At 70.0% G+C, this 16282-nt stretch carries 18 protein-coding genes; 8 read left to right on the top strand and 10 right to left on the bottom strand.

From position 1 onward, the window contains the following. Positions 1-133 precede the first annotated feature (133 nt). The 4 genes from AC6CR5_RS22520 to AC6CR5_RS22505 all read left to right on the top strand — a co-directional run bounded on the left by AC6CR5_RS22520 (position 134) and on the right by AC6CR5_RS22505 (position 3818). On the top strand, positions 134-1147 hold the full coding sequence (locus AC6CR5_RS22520) for a Bug family tripartite tricarboxylate transporter substrate binding protein (RefSeq protein WP_241060940.1): 1014 nt from the start codon (positions 134-136) through the stop codon (positions 1145-1147). A 13-nt stretch (positions 1148-1160) separates the two neighbouring features. Then, the gene (locus AC6CR5_RS22515; RefSeq protein ID WP_238866241.1) at positions 1161-2096 is read left to right on the top strand and encodes a hydroxyacid dehydrogenase; all 936 of its coding nucleotides are present in this window, start codon (positions 1161-1163) and stop codon (positions 2094-2096) included. Positions 2097-2126: 30 nt separating this feature from the next. Next, positions 2127-3134 carry an Ldh family oxidoreductase gene (locus AC6CR5_RS22510; RefSeq protein ID WP_006386835.1) on the top strand — a complete coding sequence of 336 codons (1008 nt, stop codon included), beginning with the start codon at positions 2127-2129 and terminating at the stop codon, positions 3132-3134. Between the two features lie 75 nt (positions 3135-3209). Next, positions 3210-3818, top strand: coding sequence for an SUKH-4 family immunity protein (locus AC6CR5_RS22505; RefSeq protein ID WP_498084969.1), 609 nt, complete (start codon positions 3210-3212; stop codon positions 3816-3818). Positions 3819-3839: 21 nt separating this feature from the next. Here the strand turns inward: AC6CR5_RS22505 and AC6CR5_RS22500 are convergent, their stop codons facing one another. Beyond that, positions 3840-4739: an AEC family transporter gene (locus AC6CR5_RS22500; protein ID WP_006386833.1), complete on the bottom strand. Its 900-nt coding sequence runs from the start codon at positions 4737-4739 to the stop codon at positions 3840-3842. A 118-nt stretch (positions 4740-4857) separates the two neighbouring features. Here AC6CR5_RS22500 and AC6CR5_RS22495 point away from each other — a divergent pair, with 118 nt between their 5' ends. After that, entirely contained in the window at positions 4858-5109 is a 252-nt protein-coding gene (locus tag AC6CR5_RS22495; RefSeq protein WP_006386832.1) for a helix-turn-helix domain-containing protein, read from the top strand. Here AC6CR5_RS22495 and AC6CR5_RS22490 read toward each other — a convergent pair. Then, a complete protein-coding gene (locus AC6CR5_RS22490) occupies positions 5099-5638 on the bottom strand; it encodes a hypothetical protein (RefSeq protein ID WP_006386831.1) in 540 nt (179 codons plus the stop codon). The genes AC6CR5_RS22495 and AC6CR5_RS22490 overlap by 11 nt on opposite strands. Before the next feature lie 61 nt (positions 5639-5699). Between AC6CR5_RS22490 and AC6CR5_RS22485 the strand changes: the two genes are divergently transcribed. Genes AC6CR5_RS22485 through AC6CR5_RS22475 form a run of 3 tightly spaced genes read left to right on the top strand, consistent with a single transcriptional unit; the run spans position 5700 to position 8757 of the window. After that, complete coding sequence (locus tag AC6CR5_RS22485; protein WP_269877948.1) at positions 5700-6593, top strand: alpha/beta hydrolase; 894 nt, start codon at positions 5700-5702, stop codon at positions 6591-6593. Positions 6594-6625: 32 nt separating this feature from the next. Then, a complete protein-coding gene (gshA, locus tag AC6CR5_RS22480; protein ID WP_054515518.1) occupies positions 6626-8197 on the top strand; it encodes a glutamate--cysteine ligase in 1572 nt (523 codons plus the stop codon). Between the two features lie 38 nt (positions 8198-8235). Further along, a complete protein-coding gene (locus AC6CR5_RS22475; protein ID WP_020925402.1) occupies positions 8236-8757 on the top strand; it encodes a lipocalin family protein in 522 nt (173 codons plus the stop codon). A gap of 124 nt (positions 8758-8881) precedes the next feature. Here AC6CR5_RS22475 and AC6CR5_RS22470 read toward each other — a convergent pair whose 3' ends face one another. From AC6CR5_RS22470 to AC6CR5_RS22435, 8 genes are all read right to left on the bottom strand, one after another. Beyond that, complete coding sequence (locus AC6CR5_RS22470) at positions 8882-9826, bottom strand: M14 family metallopeptidase (RefSeq protein ID WP_200220779.1); 945 nt, start codon at positions 9824-9826, stop codon at positions 8882-8884. Between the two features lie 85 nt (positions 9827-9911). Next, a complete protein-coding gene (locus tag AC6CR5_RS22465) occupies positions 9912-10904 on the bottom strand; it encodes a Bug family tripartite tricarboxylate transporter substrate binding protein (protein WP_047993036.1) in 993 nt (330 codons plus the stop codon). Between the two features lie 174 nt (positions 10905-11078). Next, a complete protein-coding gene (locus AC6CR5_RS22460; protein ID WP_026385171.1) occupies positions 11079-11993 on the bottom strand; it encodes a LysR family transcriptional regulator in 915 nt (304 codons plus the stop codon). A 25-nt stretch (positions 11994-12018) separates the two neighbouring features. Continuing rightward, a complete protein-coding gene (locus AC6CR5_RS22455; RefSeq protein ID WP_238880005.1) occupies positions 12019-12903 on the bottom strand; it encodes an alpha/beta hydrolase in 885 nt (294 codons plus the stop codon). Further along, on the bottom strand, positions 12896-13657 hold the full coding sequence (locus AC6CR5_RS22450; protein ID WP_006386821.1) for a GntR family transcriptional regulator: 762 nt from the start codon (positions 13655-13657) through the stop codon (positions 12896-12898). The genes AC6CR5_RS22455 and AC6CR5_RS22450 overlap by 8 nt, the downstream gene beginning before the upstream one ends. 84 nt (positions 13658-13741) lie before the next feature. After that, positions 13742-14779: a carbon-nitrogen hydrolase family protein gene (locus tag AC6CR5_RS22445; protein WP_054443760.1), complete on the bottom strand. Its 1038-nt coding sequence runs from the start codon at positions 14777-14779 to the stop codon at positions 13742-13744. Positions 14780-14799: 20 nt separating this feature from the next. Then, positions 14800-15492 (bottom strand): ABC transporter ATP-binding protein, encoded by a 693-nt coding sequence (locus AC6CR5_RS22440; RefSeq protein WP_006386818.1) that lies wholly within the window; start codon positions 15490-15492, stop codon positions 14800-14802. Further along, a complete protein-coding gene (locus AC6CR5_RS22435) occupies positions 15479-16234 on the bottom strand; it encodes an ABC transporter ATP-binding protein (protein WP_006386817.1) in 756 nt (251 codons plus the stop codon). Before AC6CR5_RS22435 ends, AC6CR5_RS22440 begins: the two co-directional genes overlap by 14 nt. Positions 16235-16282: the final 48 nt, after the last annotated feature.

Here is a 16282-nt window from a genome sequence, read left to right as displayed (position 1 = left end):
CCTCGCTCTCGCGCAGCACCCGCAGTCCCTCGCAGCACACGCAAAAAATGCATGCAGACCCGGGCGCAAGCCGCCACGGCAGCACAGGCGCAAGCATTCCTACCCGGGCGCCAACCCCCAAGGAGGAAGACCGATGAACCGCGAGCAACACCCCCCCATCGACGACGCGCAACGCCGGCGCTTACTCGGCGCGCTGGGCGCCGCCGGCCTCTGTGCGCTGGTGCCGTGGCAGCAGGCGCTGGCGCAGAAGGGCAACTGGCCCGATCGCCCCATCAACTACGTCGTGCCCTTCCCGCCCGGCGGCCTGACCGACGTGGCCGCCCGCCAGGTGGGCAAGGCGCTTGGCGACGCCGAACGCTGGAATGTGGTCGTGGAAAACAAGCCCGGTGGCAGCGCCAACATCGGCGCGGCGCATGTTTCGCACGCCGCGCCGGATGGCTACACCTGGCTGGCCATCACCCTGTCGCATGCCGCCAACGCCACCTTGTTCGCCGGCAAGGCCGGCTACGACCTGACCCGCGACCTGGCGCCGGTGGCCGGCCTGGCGTCATCGCCCATCATGGTGGTGGTCAACGCCAAGAGTCCCATCAAGAGCATGGCCGACCTGGCGCGCGCGGCCGCCGCCAAGCCGCTGGCGGCCGGCTCCAGCGGCAATGGCACGCCGCCGCACCTGACGCTGGCGCTGTACCAGAAGCTGACCGGCACGCCGCTGATGCACGTGCCCTACAAGGGCGGCGCGCCGTCGCTGACCGACCTCATCGGCGGCCACCTGGACGTGGTGTTCTCGAACTACCCCGAGTCGCTGTCGCACGTGAAGAACGGCTCGCTGCGGGCGCTGGCCATCACGACCCGGGATCGCAGCCGGGACCTGCCCGACGTGCCCACCGTGGCGCAGGCTGGCCTGCCGGACCTGATCGTGGAGAATTTCACCGGCGTCATGGCCCCCGCCAACACGCCGCCGGAGCTGGTGCAGCGCATCGGCGATGCCATCGTCAAGCAGATTTCGCAACCCGCCATGCAGCAGGCCCTGCAACAACTGGGCTTCGTGCCGCAGCCGCGCGGGCCGGCGGAATTCGGCAGCTATCTGCGATCCGAGGTCGACCGCTGGGCCAGGATCATCCGCGACGCCAACATCCAGATCGCCTGACGCCGGAGCCGCCATGCATGTGCTTATCTCGGAATTCATGGACGCGCCCGCGGTCGACGCGCTGCGCCAGCGCTTCGACGTGCGCTACGCCCCCGACCTGGTGGAGCAGCGCGACGCCCTGCTGCGCGCCGCCGGCCAGGCCGACGCCCTCATCGTGCGCAACCGCAGCCAGGTGGACGCGGCGCTGCTGGCGGCCGCGCCGCGCCTGCGGGCGGTCGGTCGGCTGGGCGTGGGGCTGGACAACATCGACCTGCCCGGCTGCGCGGCGCGCGGCATCCAGGTGGTGCCGGCCACCGGCGCCAATGCGCGCGCGGTGGCCGAATACGTCATCGGCACGCTGCTGGCGCTGCTGCGCAGCGCCTATGCCGCCAGCGCCGAGGTGGCGGGCGGACAGTGGCCGCGCGCGGCCTTGTCGCAAGGCCTGGAGGCGCATGGCCGCACCCTGGGCGTGGTGGGGTTCGGCGGCATCGGCCAGTTGACCGCGCGGCTCGCGGCCGGGCTGGGCATGCGCATCGTCGCCTGTGACGCCGCCTTGCCGGCAGATCATCCTGCCTGGGCCGAAACCGGCGCCACGCGGCTGGAACTGGACGACCTGCTGGCCCAGGCCGACGCCGTCACCCTGCACGTGCCGCTGACCGCCGGCACCCGCCACCTGCTGGACGCCGCCCGCATCGCCCGCATGCGGCCGGGCGCGGTGCTGATCAACACGTCGCGCGGCGGCATCGTCGACGAGGCCGCCCTGGCGGCGGCGTTGCGTGGCGGCCACCTGGGCGGCGCGGCGCTGGACGTGTTCGAACAGGAACCGTTGCCCGCCGGCGGCCCGCTGGCCGGCGCGCCCAACCTGATCCTGACCCCGCACATCGCCGGCCTGACGCGGGAAGCCAACACCCGCGTTTCCGACATGGTGGCCGCCGGTGTGACAATAGCGCTTACCGGCGGCGCCCAATGAAACGCGGCGCGCCTCGCTGACAGGAAGGATATGGCTCACATCTATCTGGACGAACTCCAACACCTGGCCGCGGCCAGCCTGGCCGCCGCGGGCGCCAACCCGGCCATGGCCGACAGCACCGCCCGCGCGCTGGTCTTCGCCGAAAGCCAGGGGCTCAGTTCCCACGGCCTGTCGCGCGTGCCGTTCTACGCCGGCCACCTGCGCACCGGCCGCGCCCTCGGCGCCGCCGTGCCACGCATCCTGCACGAGCGCGGCGGCGCGGCCCTGATCGATGCCGGTTCGGGCCTGGCATTTCCCGCCTGCGCGCTGGCGGTCGAGGAAGCCACCCGCCGCGCCCGTGAACATGGCGTGGCCTTCATCGGCGTGGCCAACAGCCACCACTTCGGCGAGGCCGGCTATCACCTGGAAGCCCTGGCCGACGCCGGCCTGGTGGCCCTGGCGCTGAGCAACTCGCCGGCCGCCATGCCGGCCTGGGGCGGCAAGCGCCCCTTGTTCGGCACCAACCCCATCGCCGCCGTGTTCCCCCGCCGCGGCGGCGGCCGCATCGTCATCGACCTGTCCTTGTCGCAGGTGGCGCGCGGCAAGCTCATGATCGCCGCGCGCGACAACCAGCCGATCCCGCTGGGCTGGGCGCTGGATGCCGACGGCCAGCCCACCACCGATCCCAAGGCCGGCCTGGCCGGCAGCATGCTGCCGGCAGGCGGCGTCAAGGGCGCGATGCTGGCGCTGATCATCGAACTGCTGGCCTGCGCCCTGACCGGTTCGCACTTCGGCTTCGAGACCGAATCGTTCTTCGTCGACGAGGGCGGCCCGGCGCGCCTGGGCCAGGCCTTCATGGCGATAGACCCGGGCGCGCTGGCGGGCAACGAGGCCTATCTGGAGCGCGTCGAAACGCTGGTGGAGGCCATGCTGGAAGACGACGGCGTGCGCCTGCCCGGCGACCGCCGCCGCAAACTGCGCGACGAAGCCCTCAAGCACGGCGTGGAGATCCCCGAGGCGCTGATGGCGCAGTTGCGCGCCATGTCGGGCGTGGCCTGAATCCGCCGCGCCTTGCCCGCTCAACCACCGAAACCCACCGCGCCCGCCCCGACGACGGGCGCGCGCCCCGATCACATGAACCACGACGAGCTGGCCGGCCTCTATGCCGGCGGCGCCACCCGCCTGGCGCCCGACACATTGGCCGGCGCCGGGCTGGACGCCCACGCCTGCGCCTGGCTGCTCGACCCCGGTCTGCCGATGCGTCCCGACCCCGCCGTGGCATTGGTCGAGTTCGTGCCGCCGGCCATACACCGCTCGCCGGGCGGCGCGATGCTGGTGTTCGCGCGCGAACCCTGGGCCGACGCGCTATGGCTTGCAATCGCGGCCGATGGCCGGGTGGTGACGGCTGGCGAGGATGCGGCCACTCTGTTCGTCAACACGCGGGTCGAACACTTCCTGCATTTCCTCGCGGCCCTGCAACGGTTCCAGGCCGAGGCGAGCCGCCACGGTGCCGGCCCGCGCGTCTACAGCCAGTCTGAAATGCAGGCCCGGCTCGACGCCCTGCGACGCGGTGAATTCGTGCGACGGCATCAGCCTGCGGCGGGATCCGAGCCGCCATCGTTCGATCGCCCCGCCGCGCTGCGCCAGCTCGATCTGACCTGGCAGCAGCACGATGCCAAGGCGCTGCGGCGCGGCGGCTGGTGGTGCCGGATCCGCGAACAACTGCGCGACGGGCTGCTGTAACGCCGGACGCCGGCCCGCCCGCTACGTCCCCGCGTGGCTGAACCACAGCATCAACGGCGCCAGCAGCAGGAACACCACGGTCGACACCAGCACCGCGCCGGCGGCGGTATCGCCCATGTCGGTATAGCGCTTGGCATACATGTAGCTGACCACCGCGCAGGGCATGGCCATCTGCAATGTCAGCGCGCCGGCCAGCACCGGCTCCAGGTCGAGCGCCCAGACGATCGCCAGGCCCGCGGCCAGGCCGGTCGCCAGGCGCATCGCCGCCACCTTGGCGCCATCGCGCAGGCCGTTGGCCGGGATCAGCGCCAGCGCGTGGCCCAGGCTCAGCAGCATCAGCGGCACCGTCACGGCGCCCAGCATGCGGGTGGTCTCGATCAGCCAGGCCGGCACCGGAACGTTCAGCAGCCGCATCGCGACGGCCAGCACCGAAGCCAGCAGGATGGGGCTTTTCCAGCTGCCCCGGGTGTTGACGCCCGGCAGCAGCCGCACCGCGATGGTGTGCATGACAAAGGAATTGACGGCGAAGAACGCCACCGCCACCGACAGCCCGGCATCGCCGAAGGCCAGCTGCGAAATCGGCAGGCCGAGGTTGCCGGCGTTGGGCAGGAAGGCGGTCGGCAGCAGCGTGCGCACCGGCAGCCGGCCCAGCTTGAGCAGCAAGGCGCAGGCCAGCGCGCACAGCAGCAGCGCCAGCAGCGTGGCGGCGGCCACGTCGGCCAGCGCCCGATCGTCCAGGCGGGTGGTGACGAAGGTGTGGAACACCAGCGCGGGGGTGGTCACCGAGGTGACCAGGGTGGTGATGAAGGCGCCGCCGAACGGCAGGTCGCGCTTGCCCCAGAAGATGCCGATGCCCACGCACGACAACAGGGGCAACATCAGCACGATGGCCGACAAATAGAACTGCGCGATGGCCAGCATGCGTTTATTCCGTCAGAGATTCAAAGTGAGATACGTGGCGGCATCGCCGCTTGTCCGGGGGCCATCGGGGGTCGGAGCATGGGTTGTCTTTTTCCAGGCTATCTGCGCCCTATCCGTCATGTCCGCCAAACCCGCTTCCGCCATCCCGCGGGCGCCCGCCCCCGTCCGGCTTTCGCCTCGAGAATCCGCCTCGCTGCACTGGAGCGCCATCGGCAAGACCAGCTGGGAAACCGCCCGCATCCTCGACATCAGCGAAAGCACCGTCAATTTCCATCTGCGCAACGCCTGCCGCAAGCTGCAGGTGCGCGGCCGGCGCGCCGCGGTGGCCACGGCCATCCGGCGCGGACTGCTGAACACGGTCACGGCTTGACCACGACCGACCTCAGGAATTCGCGCGCCCGCTCCTCGGGCAGGCTGGCTTCGGTGCCCGCCGCCACGGCCTCGATCAGCATGGTGTCGGTCACCCACACCCGCGCGCGCAGCCAGCCGGGCTTGCCCATGGCCTTGCCCTGCACGTCGATGTCCTGCCCATAGGGCGGCCACTCGGTGGGCGGCGGCGCCTGCATGTTGACATACAGCGAGCGCATCAGCGCCATGCCCAGCGCCTGCCGCGCCACCGGATCGGCCGCGATCTCCCGCGGCAGCGGCGCCGAGCCGATGGCGAACACCGCCTCGCCCACGGTGGCGCTGGCCAGCGTGAAATCCAGCGTATGGGTATCCAGCCGCAACTGGCGGGTCTCGGTCTGCACGCGGTTCGGGAAAGCCGCCCGCACGCGGCCATCGGCCACGTCGACCTCGCGCCAGTTGTAACGGGGCGAGCAGGCGCTGGCCAGCAGGGCCACCACAAGAATCAGGCCGGCTTTCTTGAACATGAAACGAAACAGCGATGAAATCGTCATTACCGTAAAGACCCCACGGTCTTTTCATTTCGAGGACAGCCCCAAATTGTCGCCGATTTCCATGACCCCAGCGCCCGACGGCACGCTCCTGGCCAATCATGCCTGGCCCGCCGCCCCGAATGTGCCTTCGCCGATCGTCGGCCCGGGCACGCCCAGCATCTATCTGCTGCATGGGCTGAGCGAGCACGCCGGGCGCTATGACCGGCTGGCGCGCTGGCTGGCGGCCCGCGGCTGGACGGTGGGCGCCCATGACCACCGCGGCCATGGCCGCTCGGGCGGACGCCCCGCCACCCTGGCGCACCAGCAAGACCTGGTGACCGATGCCGTGGCCCGCCTGGCCGACTGGACCGCCGCCCAGGGCCGCCCGCCGATCCTGCTGGGCCACAGCCTGGGCGCCCTGGTGGCGGTGCGGATCGCACTGCAACGGCTGGCGCCGATCGACGCCCTGGTGCTCAGTTCGCCGCCCTTCGTGGTCAACGTCCCGCTGTGGGTGCGCCGCACCCTGACCTGGATGTCGCTGCACGCGCCCGACCTGCGGGTGCCCCATGGACTGGCGCCGGCGCGGATCTCGCACGACCGGGCGGTGGTCAAGGCCTATCGGTGCGACCCGCTGGTGCGGCGCAGCATGACCGGCCGGCTGGCGCGCTTCGTCGATGACGGCGGACGCGATTCGCTGCGCGAAGCCCATCTGCTGCCATGCCGCACCCTGCTGATGGTGGCGGGCGACGACTCCATCGTGGCCGCCGAGGGCAGCCGCCAGTTCGCCCAGCGAGCGCCCGCCGAGCTACTGACCTTGCGTTGGTACGACAGCGCCTGGCACGAGATTTTCAACGAAACCGCCCCCATCGCCGACCCGGTCTATGCCGACCTGGACGAGTGGCTGGCGCGCACCGCCGCGCAATTGTCCCTGTCCCCGGTATTGACTCCCTCGGCAGAGGAGGCCAGCACCCCGTAAAATCCGGCGACAGACCCCACCGAGAAGATTCCGTGACTGATACCGCCGCCCAACGCCTCTCCCGCCTGGAAGCCAACCGCTCGCTACTGGCCCAGACCCTGCGAGGCATCGAAAAAGAAGGCCTGCGCGTCGACGAGCAGGGCATCCTGGCCCGCACGCCGCACCCGGCCGGGCTCGGCTCCGCGCTGACCAACGAACACGTCACCACCGACTATTCGGAATCGCTGCTCGAACTGATCACCGGCACCCACGCCAATGTCGACGCCCTGCTGGCCGAACTGACCGCCACGCACCGCCATGTCTACAGCGTGCTGGATCATGAGCTGATCTGGAACCAGTCGATGCCGGCCACCCTGCCCGCCGAGGCCGACATTCCCATCGCCTGGTACGGCACGTCCAATACCGGCATGCTCAAGCACGTTTACCGCCGCGGCCTGGCCGAGCGCTACGGCAAGACCATGCAGTGCATCGCCGGTGTCCACTACAACTTCTCGCTGCCCGAAGCGCTGTGGTCGGTGCTCGACACCCAGCCCGGCACCGACCAGGACCGGCGTTCGCGCGGCTACATCGGCCTGATCCGCAACTTCACGCGCTATTCCTGGCTGCTGATGTACCTGTTCGGCGCCGCGCCGGCGCTGGCGCGTGATTTCCTGCGCGATGGCGAGCACGGCCTGCAGCGCCTGGGCGCCCATACCCTGTACCTGCCCTACGCCACCAGCCTGCGCATGAGCGACTTGGGCTACCAGAACAAGGCGCAGTCGCAGCTCAAGCTCTGCTACAACGATCTCGACACCTTCCTCGGCCGCCTGTACGACGCGGTCACCCAGCCCTGGCCCGACTACCAGAAGCTCGGCACGCATCGCAACGGCGAATGGATCCAGCTCAACACCAACGTGCTGCAGATCGAAAACGAGTACTACTCCAGCATCCGCCCCAAGCGCGCCACCGGCCGCTGCGAACGCCCCATCACCGCGCTCGCCGAACGCGGCGTGCAGTACGTGGAAGTGCGCTGCCTGGACATCAACCCCGAATCACCGGTGGGCATCGACGCCGACACCAGCCGTTTCGTGGATGCCTTCCTGCTGTTCTGCGCTGCCTCCGACAGCCCGTTCTTCCCCGCCAACGGCTACTGTCAGCGCAGCGCCGACAACTTCGCCACCGTGGTCAAGGAAGGCCGCAAGCCTGGCCTGCAGCTGGACCGCGAAGGCAAGGCGGTCGAGCTGGCGCAGTGGGGCCGGGAACTGCTGGACCAGATCGCGCCCTACGCCGCGCTGTACGACGCCGCACTGGGCGGCAGCGCCTACGCCGACAGCCTGGCCGCGCAACGGGCCAAGCTGGGCCGCCCTGACGACACGCCCTCCGCGCGCCTGCTTGCGGCGCTCACCGACAGCGGCGAATCGTTCCACGACCATTCCCTGCGCCAGAGCCGCGAACATGCCCAGGCCCTGCGTGCCGAGCCCCTGCCGGCGGACGTCGCCGCCGAATACCGCCAGGCCGCGCTCGACTCCAGCGCCGAACAGCGCCGTATCGAGCAATCCGATGACGTCGATTTCGACACCTACGTCGCCCGCTACCACGCCGCGCTGAAAGCGCCTCGCAAATAAGGCGTATCGTTAAGGTTTTGGATCAGGAGGCTTACCCCATGCGCCGCATTGCAACATTACTGCTGGCCCTGGCCGCCGGCGCGGCCGGGATCTCCTACGCCGCGCCGCCGCCCATGCAGACCGTGGAATCGGTCGACCTCAAGCGCTATGCCGGCATGTGGTACGAGATCGCCAATTTCCCGATGTTCTTCCAGCGCAACTGCGTTGGCGACACCACCGCGGAGTACACGCTGCACCCCGACGGCACCGTCGGCGTCAACAACCGCTGCCGCACCAAGGACGGCGACATCGACTCGGCCTCGGGCACCGCCACGGTGGTCGAAGGCAGCAACAACGCCAAGCTCGAGGTCTCGTTCTTCAAACCGTTCAAGGGCGACTACTGGGTCATCGGGCTGGACCCAGACTACCGCTGGGCCGTGGTCGGCACGCCCGACCGCAAGTACCTTTGGATCCTGTCGCGCTCGCCGCAACTGCCCAAGGAAGACCTGGACCGCGCGCTGGCGGCCGCCACGGCGCAGGGCTACCAGCTCGACGAACTGCGCTACACGCCGCAGAAGTAACGGCGGTCTGGACCGCCCCGAGACGTGACGCCTCGCGCGCCATGGCCCTGGGGCGGAGGGCGGACGTGGCGCGCGCGCCATGGCCCTCTTCGTCCTTCGACCGCCGTCATCGCGCCGGAGCCATTCAATCCGCGTAATCGCGCGCCAATCGCACCACCGTAACGCCCGGCTTGAGCTGGCGCAGCGACGGCATCACCAGCGTGCAGCGGTCATAGGGCGACACGATCGCGCGGCCGTCGGCCCAGCCGATCACCGATCCCGCCTTCTCCAGTGTCTCCAGGCCCTGCCAGGGCTGCGAGAAGCTCACGTCCATCGACGGCGCCACCACCGCGTCGGTCACTTCCAGCACGCGCTGCGCCACGGCATTCGGTTGCAGCCAGCCGGCCGGGACGTCAGCCGCGTCCATCACCTCCGATGCCATCAGCATGCGCGCCACCATGTCGCGCGCAACATCGCGCGCCGCCGGGTCGCCGTGAAAGCCGCACTCGATCAGCAGCGCGCAGGCCGTGTCGCGCGCCGGATCGCCGAACTGCGCGAAGTCGCGCATGCGCACGCCGTCCTTGTGGCCGGCATCCACGATGACATGCTGCGGCGCCTTCAAGCGTCGCGCCAGCGCGATATTGCGCGGCAGCACGCCTGTCAGCAGCAGCGGCGCGCCCGGCTCGTGCATCGAATGCAGGTCCAGCAGCCAGTCGGCGCGCTCGACCCACGGCCGCAACTGGGCGGCGCGCCGGCGGTCGCTGCTGACGGGATTGTCCAGGCGTTCGGCGCTCCAGACCCGGTTCATGTCCTCGTCGACGAAACGCGAGGCGTCATGCCGCGCCAGATCGAAACGGTCGAAGGCCGGCAGGTTGCAGAACGCCAGCGTCAGGCTGCCGCGGCGCGGCCGCAGGCCCGCCGCCAGCAGATCCTTCAGCGCCCAGGCGCCGCACAGTTCGTTGCCGTGCACCAGCGCGGACAGCATGAGGGCCCGGCCGGGCACGCCCGAGTCGAAATGCCAGACGCCCGGCGTATCGGTATTGCCCAGGCGCTCGGCGGCGAGGTCGGGAACGGGAAGGGTGAAATCCATGAAATAGCCTGCGTTGATGCGGTGTGGGGATCTGGATGCGCCGACGGCCGCGCTGGGCGGCCGCCGGCATGGAAACGGGTCGCGCTTATTGCGCCTCGATCTTGGCCGCCTTGACCAGCTCGCCATACTTGCGCGTCTCGGCGGCCTGCGAGGCCACCGGATCCACGCCCGGCTGCGCCAGCACGCCGCCGGCTTCCAGCATCTTGGCGCGGAACTGTTCCGACTTGAGCGTATCGGCCAGCGCCTCGCGCAGCTTGGCGGCCACCGGCTCGGGCAGGCCGGCCGGGCCGTACAGCGAGAACGTGATGCCGAGGTCGACCGCCTCGAATCCCGGCGTCTCGGCCAGCGCGGGAATCTCGGGCGCCACCGGCGAACGCTTGGGCTGCGTCACCCCCAGCGCCACGATCTTGTCGGCGCGTACCTGCGGCAGGCCCGAGGACAGCACCAGAATGCCGAAGTCCAGCTGGCCGCTCATCAGGTCGGTCACCAGCGGCGAAACGCCGCGGTAGGGGACATGCTCGGCGCGCGTCTTGGTCTCCTGGTTGATCATCTCGCCGGCCAGATGCAGCGTGGTGCCGACGCCCGACGAGCCGTAGTTGAAGCTGCCCGGCGCGGTGGCGCGCAGCTTCTGCAGGTATTCGGAAGCGGTCTTCACGCCGGAATTCTTGCTGGCCGCCAGCACCATGGGCTGCGAGGCGATCACGCCGAGCGCGGTGAAGTCCTTGGCGCCGTCGTACTTGACGGCGCTGTTGATCATGCGGGCGACCACCATTTCGTTGGTCGATCCCAGCAGCAGCGTGTAGCCGTCCGGCGTGGCGCGGGCCACGCGTTGCGCGCCGATGGTGCCGCCGGCACCGCCGGCGTTCTCGACCACCACGCTCTGGCCGATGCGCTTGGCCAGCTCTTCGCCGAACAGACGCGCGGTCAGGTCGACGCTGCCGCCGGCGGGATAGCCGACGACCAGCGAAATGGGATGATCGGGGTAGCCGGCGGCAATGGCCGGGGCGGCCAAGGCCAGCGTGGACGCGGCACAGAGCGCGGCCAGCGCGCCGCGCAGCGGATGCGTGATCGAAATCATGGGTTTCTCCCTGGGGTGCTGTGATGGACGGCGGCGCCGCCTCGTTTGGAATATCGGGAGACATTCTGCGGCGCGCATCGCGCCCACTTCGTGCCGAATCAGCACATTTGCGTGCTGATTTGGTTGCAAGCGGCCGGCTCGCCGGTGCCAGGCACCCTTGGCGGGCGACGCCCCCTAGGCCTTGCGATTCGCCGTGGCTTCCCAGGCGGCCTCGGCCAGGTCCGCCAGACGCGCGCGGGAGCGGTACAGCCGCACCTCGAATGCGATCTCGTCGCTGCGCCCGCCCAGCGACACGAGCGTGCCACGGCGGCAATCGGCCGCCACCATCGACCACGGCAACCAGGCCACGCCCAGCCCCTTGAGCGCGGCCCCATGCGCGGCATCGAGCGAATCGATGCGCACGAACGGCGTCAGCGCGTAGGGCGTGGAATCAAGCCGGTCGCCCAGGATGCGTTCCATCGACAGGCCGCCGGCGTAGGTGATCAGCGGCGCCGCCTGGCCGCCTTCACTCAACGCGTAGCGGGCGCGGCCGCGGCCGTCGGCCTGGCTGACCGGCACCAGCTTGTCGGTGCCCAGCGTCATGTAGCGGTAGCGCACCGGATTCAGTTGCATCGACAGCGCCGGATGTTCGTAGCAGCACAGCAGGTCGACCTTGCCCTGCTCCAGCCGCATCGCCATGTCTTCCATCTTGCCGGTGGAGATTTCCAGCTGCGTGCCTTCGACCAGGACCTTTGGCGCGCGGTGGCGCAGCCGCGCGATCCAGTCGCCCACCACGGTGCGCGACAGGCTGCGGCCGGTGGCGATGCGCAGCACCGCCTCGCCGCCCGCGCCGGAACTGCGGATGCGATGGCGCACCAGGCCCATCTGCTCGACCACCTGGGTGGCGGTCTTGAGCAGCGCCTCGCCCTCGGCGGTCAGCGTCACCGGCACGCGCTGGCGATCCACCAGCGGCGCGCCGGCCCAGGCTTCCAGGGTACGGATGCGGCGCCCGAAGGCCGGATGCGTGACGTGCCGCGCCTCGGCGGCGCGCACGAAACTGCCGCTCTGCGCAAGCGCGATCAGGTCTTCGAGCAGTTTCAGGTCGGCCATCGCGCGCCCGTCTCCGTCAACCCGCTCAGGCTTGCGCCAGGCCCATCATCGCCAGGGTGGCGCGGGTCAGCTCGCTGGCCGGGTCTTCCAGCTCGTTCACCAGGTCGAAGTGGTTGCAATGCGGCGTCGGGATGCGCGTGGCCTGCAGGCCGGCGCCGGTCCAGGCGCGCTCGAAGGCTTCGGTCTGGTTCTTGAAACCCTGCGTCTCCAGGCCGCCGACGGCCAGCAACATGGGGCCGGCGCGCTCGGGCAGGTTGAAGATCGGGCTGTGGCGCGCCGCCTGCTCCGGCGTCAGTTGCAGCCAGGTATTGGGCAGGACGTCGCACAGCGGCCGCAGGTCGAACAGGCCGCTCAGCGCCAGCGTGCCCTTGATCACGTCGTCCGGCACGCCGTAGCTCGCCGGCCAGGCGGGCGCGGCCAGCATCGCCGCCAGATGCCCACCGGCCGAACTGCCTCCGACGTAGATACGCTCGGGATCGACGCCGTACGTCGCCGCGTTATGGTACAGCCAGGCCAGCGCCGAGCGCATCTCGCGCACGATTTCCGGCAGCGTCGCTTCGGGCGCCAGGGTGTATTCCGGCACCGCCACCGCCGCGCCGGCCGCGTTGAAGGCCTCGGCCATCACCGGCGCGTCTTCCTTGCGCTGCGCGCGCCAGTAGCCGCCGTGGATGAACACGAACAGCGGCGCGGGGCCGCGGTTCGCCGCCGGCAGGAACAGGTCCAGCCGCTCGTCCTGGCCCATGCCGTAACGCAGGTTCAGCAGACCGGGGCGGCGCGACTTCACCGCGGCGGCCGACTCGGCATAGCGGCGCACGCAGGCGTCGAAGTCGGCCACCGATTCACGGGCGTTGTATTGCACCTCGCGCTCGGCGATGGTGGGGAAAAAGAGATCGATGTCCACGTCACGCATGAATGGCCTGCCTGTCTTCCTGGGAAATGATGTGTTCGATGAACTGCGCCGTCTTGCGGTAATGCGCCGCCAGCATTTCCACCGACCGCTCGACGTCGCGCGACAGCGCCGCCTCCAGCAGCTGGCGGTGTTCGTCGTCGACATTGCGTTCGGGGCCGTAGGCGGTGGCGCCGGCGCGCGCCGGGCGCCGGTAGCGCTCGGTCTGCGCGTACAGCTGCGTGGACAGGTCCAGCAGCCAGTGCGAGCGGCAGGCGCCGATCAGCGCATGGTGGAAGTCCAGATGGCGCGCCTCGAGCGATTCCTCCAGTTCCTGGCTGGGCGGCACGGCCTCGCCGGCGCGCTGCGCGGCCCGCGTCAGCGCGTGGTAGGCGCCGACCAGCCGCGCCTCCCAGGCGTCGTCGGCATTGGCCAGCGAGCGCCGCAGCGCGTCGCAGTCGATCAGGATGCGGGTTTCGCAGGCATCCCACATTTCCTCGACCGAGAGCGGCGCGATGCGAAAGCCGCGCGAGGTGGTGGTGATCACCATGCGTTCGCTACGCAGCCGGTTCAGGGCCTCGCGAATCGGGGAAAAGCTGCTGCCGTAGCGTTGCTTGAGCAATTCCAGGCGCAGCGACTGGCCCGGCGCGAACGCGCCGCTCATGATGTCGCGCCGGAGCAGGCGGTAGACCTGCTCGGACAGCGTGATTTCCTCTACCTCGGCGCTCCCGTCGGCGCCGGGCTCGTCCTGGCGGGACGCTTTGATTCTTGGCTTCAACGTGCTCTCCAGATGTCAGCTGGCGTTCGGCGGCGCGGCCGGTGGGCGCTCAGGCGGCCCATTCTACCCGCGGCGCGGCCGCCCTCACCCCCGCGCCTCGCGTGGCGAGTCGGGCAGCGGTTCGAAGTCGCCATCCAGGTCGGCGGCGCCCGCTTCGGCCAGGTCGTCGTAGCGCGCCGCCTGCAGCGGGCGCCGGTTCACCCGCAGGTCGAACACGTCGAAACGGTTGTAGTGACCCACGATGTCGTGCATCTGGCGCGGCTGGATGCAGCGCGACAGGTCGATATCGGCGTAGACGATGCCTTCGTCGTCGATCAGCGGCTCGCCGATCACGCGCCCGTCCGGCCCCAATATTCCCGAAAAGGCGCTGTTGCGGCGCGCCAGCATCTCGCGCGCCTCCGGATGGCTGGCGCTGATGGCGTCCTGGATCTCGGTGGAAATGGTCGAGCACGACACCACCGTGAACACCTTGCCCTCGAACGAATGCGCCGCCGCCCGCAGCCGGATGGCCTCGGCCATGTCGTAATCGGGCGGCGCCACCGGCAGCGAGATATAGCTGGCGACGTGCACCATCTCGCCCTGCGCCAGCAGCGAGAAGCGCGCCAGCGTGTTGGTGTTCTCGCCGCAGGCCAGGCCGCCGAGCTTGCCGACGGATGTGTCGTACACGCGCAGCGATTCGCCATCGCCATGGGCCCAGGTCAGCTTTTCGGCCCAGGTCGGCACCAGCTTGCGATGGCGGCCCAGGATGCGGCCTTCGTCGTTGATGAAGACCATGGTGTTGTAGATCGTGCCGACGCCGTAGCGGCTGCGCTCGTTCACGCCCACCACCACGTTGACGCGGTGCTGGCGCGCGGCCTGCGCAATGCGGCGGATCTCGGGCCCGGGCAGCTCGATCGCGCTCTTGCAGAGCTTTTCGAACCACGGGCTGCCCTGCACCGGGTTCATCACCCAGCTCCAGTAGGGATAGGCCGAGACGAACACCTCGGGAAAGGCCACCAGGCTGGCGCCGTTGCCGGCGGCCTCGGCGATCAGCGCGCAGGTCTTGTCGACGGTGGCGTCGGTGTCCAGGAACACGGGGGCCGCCTGGACGGCGGCGGCCTTGAAGACGGGCAGGTTCAACATGCGTGTGGCTCCTTTAGCGGTCAGATGCCGAGATAGCGTTGCGCCAGTTCGGGCTGCGCGGAAAGTTCCGCGGGCGCGCCCGACCAGGCCACGCGGCCCTTGTCGACGATGTAGTGGCGGTCCACCAGCGTCGCCATCTCGGGCAGGTTCTTGTCGATCACCAGGATGGTCTGGCCTTCGGCCTTCAGCGCCCGCAGGCAGCGCCAGATTTCCTGGCGGATCAGCGGCGCCAGCCCTTCGGTGGCTTCGTCCAGGATCAGCAGCTTGGGATTGGTCATGAGCGCGCGGCCGACCACCAGCATCTGCTGCTCGCCGCCCGACAGCGTGCGCGACGATTGCGCGCGGCGCTCCTTCAGGCGCGGGAACAGCGCGTAGACGCGCGCCAGGTCCCAGCCACCCGGCGCGGCGCGCGAGGTCGCCACCAGGTTTTCTTCCACCGTCAGCGAGCCGAACACGCGCCGCCCTTCCGGCACCAGCCCCACGCCCAGCCGCGCCACCGCGCTGGGCGCGGGCCGCGCCAGCGTCTGGCCGCGGAACTGGACCTGTCCGCCGGTGGCCGGCAGCATGCCCATCAGCGTCTTGATGGTGGTGGTCTTGCCCATGCCATTGCGGCCGATCAGCGAGATCACCTCGCCCTCGGCGGCCTCGAAGGCCATGCCGAACAGCACCTTGCTCGACCCGTAGCCGCCGGTCAGGCCCTCAACCTTCAACATGTTCTTCTCCCAGGTAGGCGGCGCGCACTTCCGGATGGCGCCGCACCTCGTCGGGCGCGCCGCTGAACACCACCTTGCCGTAGACCAGCACGCTGATGCGGTCGGCCAGCGCGAACACGGCGTCCATGTCGTGCTCCACCAGCAGGATGCCGTAGTCGCCCTTCATGCCCAGCAGCAGGCGCGTCATGCGCGCGGATTCTTCCGGCCCCATGCCGGCCATGGGCTCGTCCAGCAGCAACAGGCGCGGCGAACGCGCCAGCGCCACCGCCAGTTCGAGCTGGCGCTTCTCGCCGTGCGCCAGGTCGGCGGTGCGCACGTGGCGGCGCTCCGCCAGCCCGACGTGCGTCAGCCATTGCATCGCCTGCGCCTTCAGGCCGGCATCGCGGCGCGGATCGGACCATGCGCCAAAGGCGCGGCCGCCCTTGAGCATGCTGGACAGGATCACGTTTTCCAGCGCGGTGTATTCCTGGCACAGCTCGGTGATCTGGAACGAGCGGCCCAGTCCCAGGCGGGCGCGCTCGAAGGCGCGCAGCGCCGTCACATCGCGCCCGTCCAGCTCGATGGTGCCCGAGTCCGGCCGGATCTCGCCGCAGATCTGCGCGATCAGCGTCGACTTGCCGGCGCCGTTCGGGCCGATGATGGCGTGGATCTCGCCGGCGCGCACGTCCAGGTCCACGCCGTTGGTGGCGACGACCGCGTCGAAGGCCTTGCGCAGCCCGGATAGACGCAACAGCGTCTGCATGTTCGATGCCTCATCGGGATGCCACGGAGCCGGCTCCGCCGGGCCGTC

This window comes from Achromobacter sp. EG18, assembly GCF_059759395.1.
This window is presented reverse-complemented; position numbering and strand designations above follow the sequence as displayed.

Coding starts and splice junctions, on each gene's coding strand:
- AC6CR5_RS22520 (WP_241060940.1), top strand. CDS start 134: ATGAACCGCGAGCAACACCCCCCCATCGACGACGCGCAACGCCGGCGC.
- AC6CR5_RS22515 (WP_238866241.1), top strand. CDS start 1,161: ATGCATGTGCTTATCTCGGAATTCATGGACGCGCCCGCGGTCGACGCG.
- AC6CR5_RS22510 (WP_006386835.1), top strand. CDS start 2,127: ATGGCTCACATCTATCTGGACGAACTCCAACACCTGGCCGCGGCCAGC.
- AC6CR5_RS22505 (WP_498084969.1), top strand. CDS start 3,210: ATGAACCACGACGAGCTGGCCGGCCTCTATGCCGGCGGCGCCACCCGC.
- AC6CR5_RS22500 (WP_006386833.1), bottom strand. CDS start 4,739: ATGCTGGCCATCGCGCAGTTCTATTTGTCGGCCATCGTGCTGATGTTG.
- AC6CR5_RS22495 (WP_006386832.1), top strand. CDS start 4,858: ATGTCCGCCAAACCCGCTTCCGCCATCCCGCGGGCGCCCGCCCCCGTC.
- AC6CR5_RS22490 (WP_006386831.1), bottom strand. CDS start 5,638: ATGACGATTTCATCGCTGTTTCGTTTCATGTTCAAGAAAGCCGGCCTG.
- AC6CR5_RS22485 (WP_269877948.1), top strand. CDS start 5,700: ATGACCCCAGCGCCCGACGGCACGCTCCTGGCCAATCATGCCTGGCCC.
- AC6CR5_RS22475 (WP_020925402.1), top strand. CDS start 8,236: ATGCGCCGCATTGCAACATTACTGCTGGCCCTGGCCGCCGGCGCGGCC.
- AC6CR5_RS22470 (WP_200220779.1), bottom strand. CDS start 9,826: ATGGATTTCACCCTTCCCGTTCCCGACCTCGCCGCCGAGCGCCTGGGC.
- AC6CR5_RS22465 (WP_047993036.1), bottom strand. CDS start 10,904: ATGATTTCGATCACGCATCCGCTGCGCGGCGCGCTGGCCGCGCTCTGT.
- AC6CR5_RS22460 (WP_026385171.1), bottom strand. CDS start 11,993: ATGGCCGACCTGAAACTGCTCGAAGACCTGATCGCGCTTGCGCAGAGC.
- AC6CR5_RS22455 (WP_238880005.1), bottom strand. CDS start 12,903: ATGCGTGACGTGGACATCGATCTCTTTTTCCCCACCATCGCCGAGCGC.
- AC6CR5_RS22445 (WP_054443760.1), bottom strand. CDS start 14,779: ATGTTGAACCTGCCCGTCTTCAAGGCCGCCGCCGTCCAGGCGGCCCCC.
- AC6CR5_RS22440 (WP_006386818.1), bottom strand. CDS start 15,492: ATGTTGAAGGTTGAGGGCCTGACCGGCGGCTACGGGTCGAGCAAGGTG.
- AC6CR5_RS22435 (WP_006386817.1), bottom strand. CDS start 16,234: ATGCAGACGCTGTTGCGTCTATCCGGGCTGCGCAAGGCCTTCGACGCG.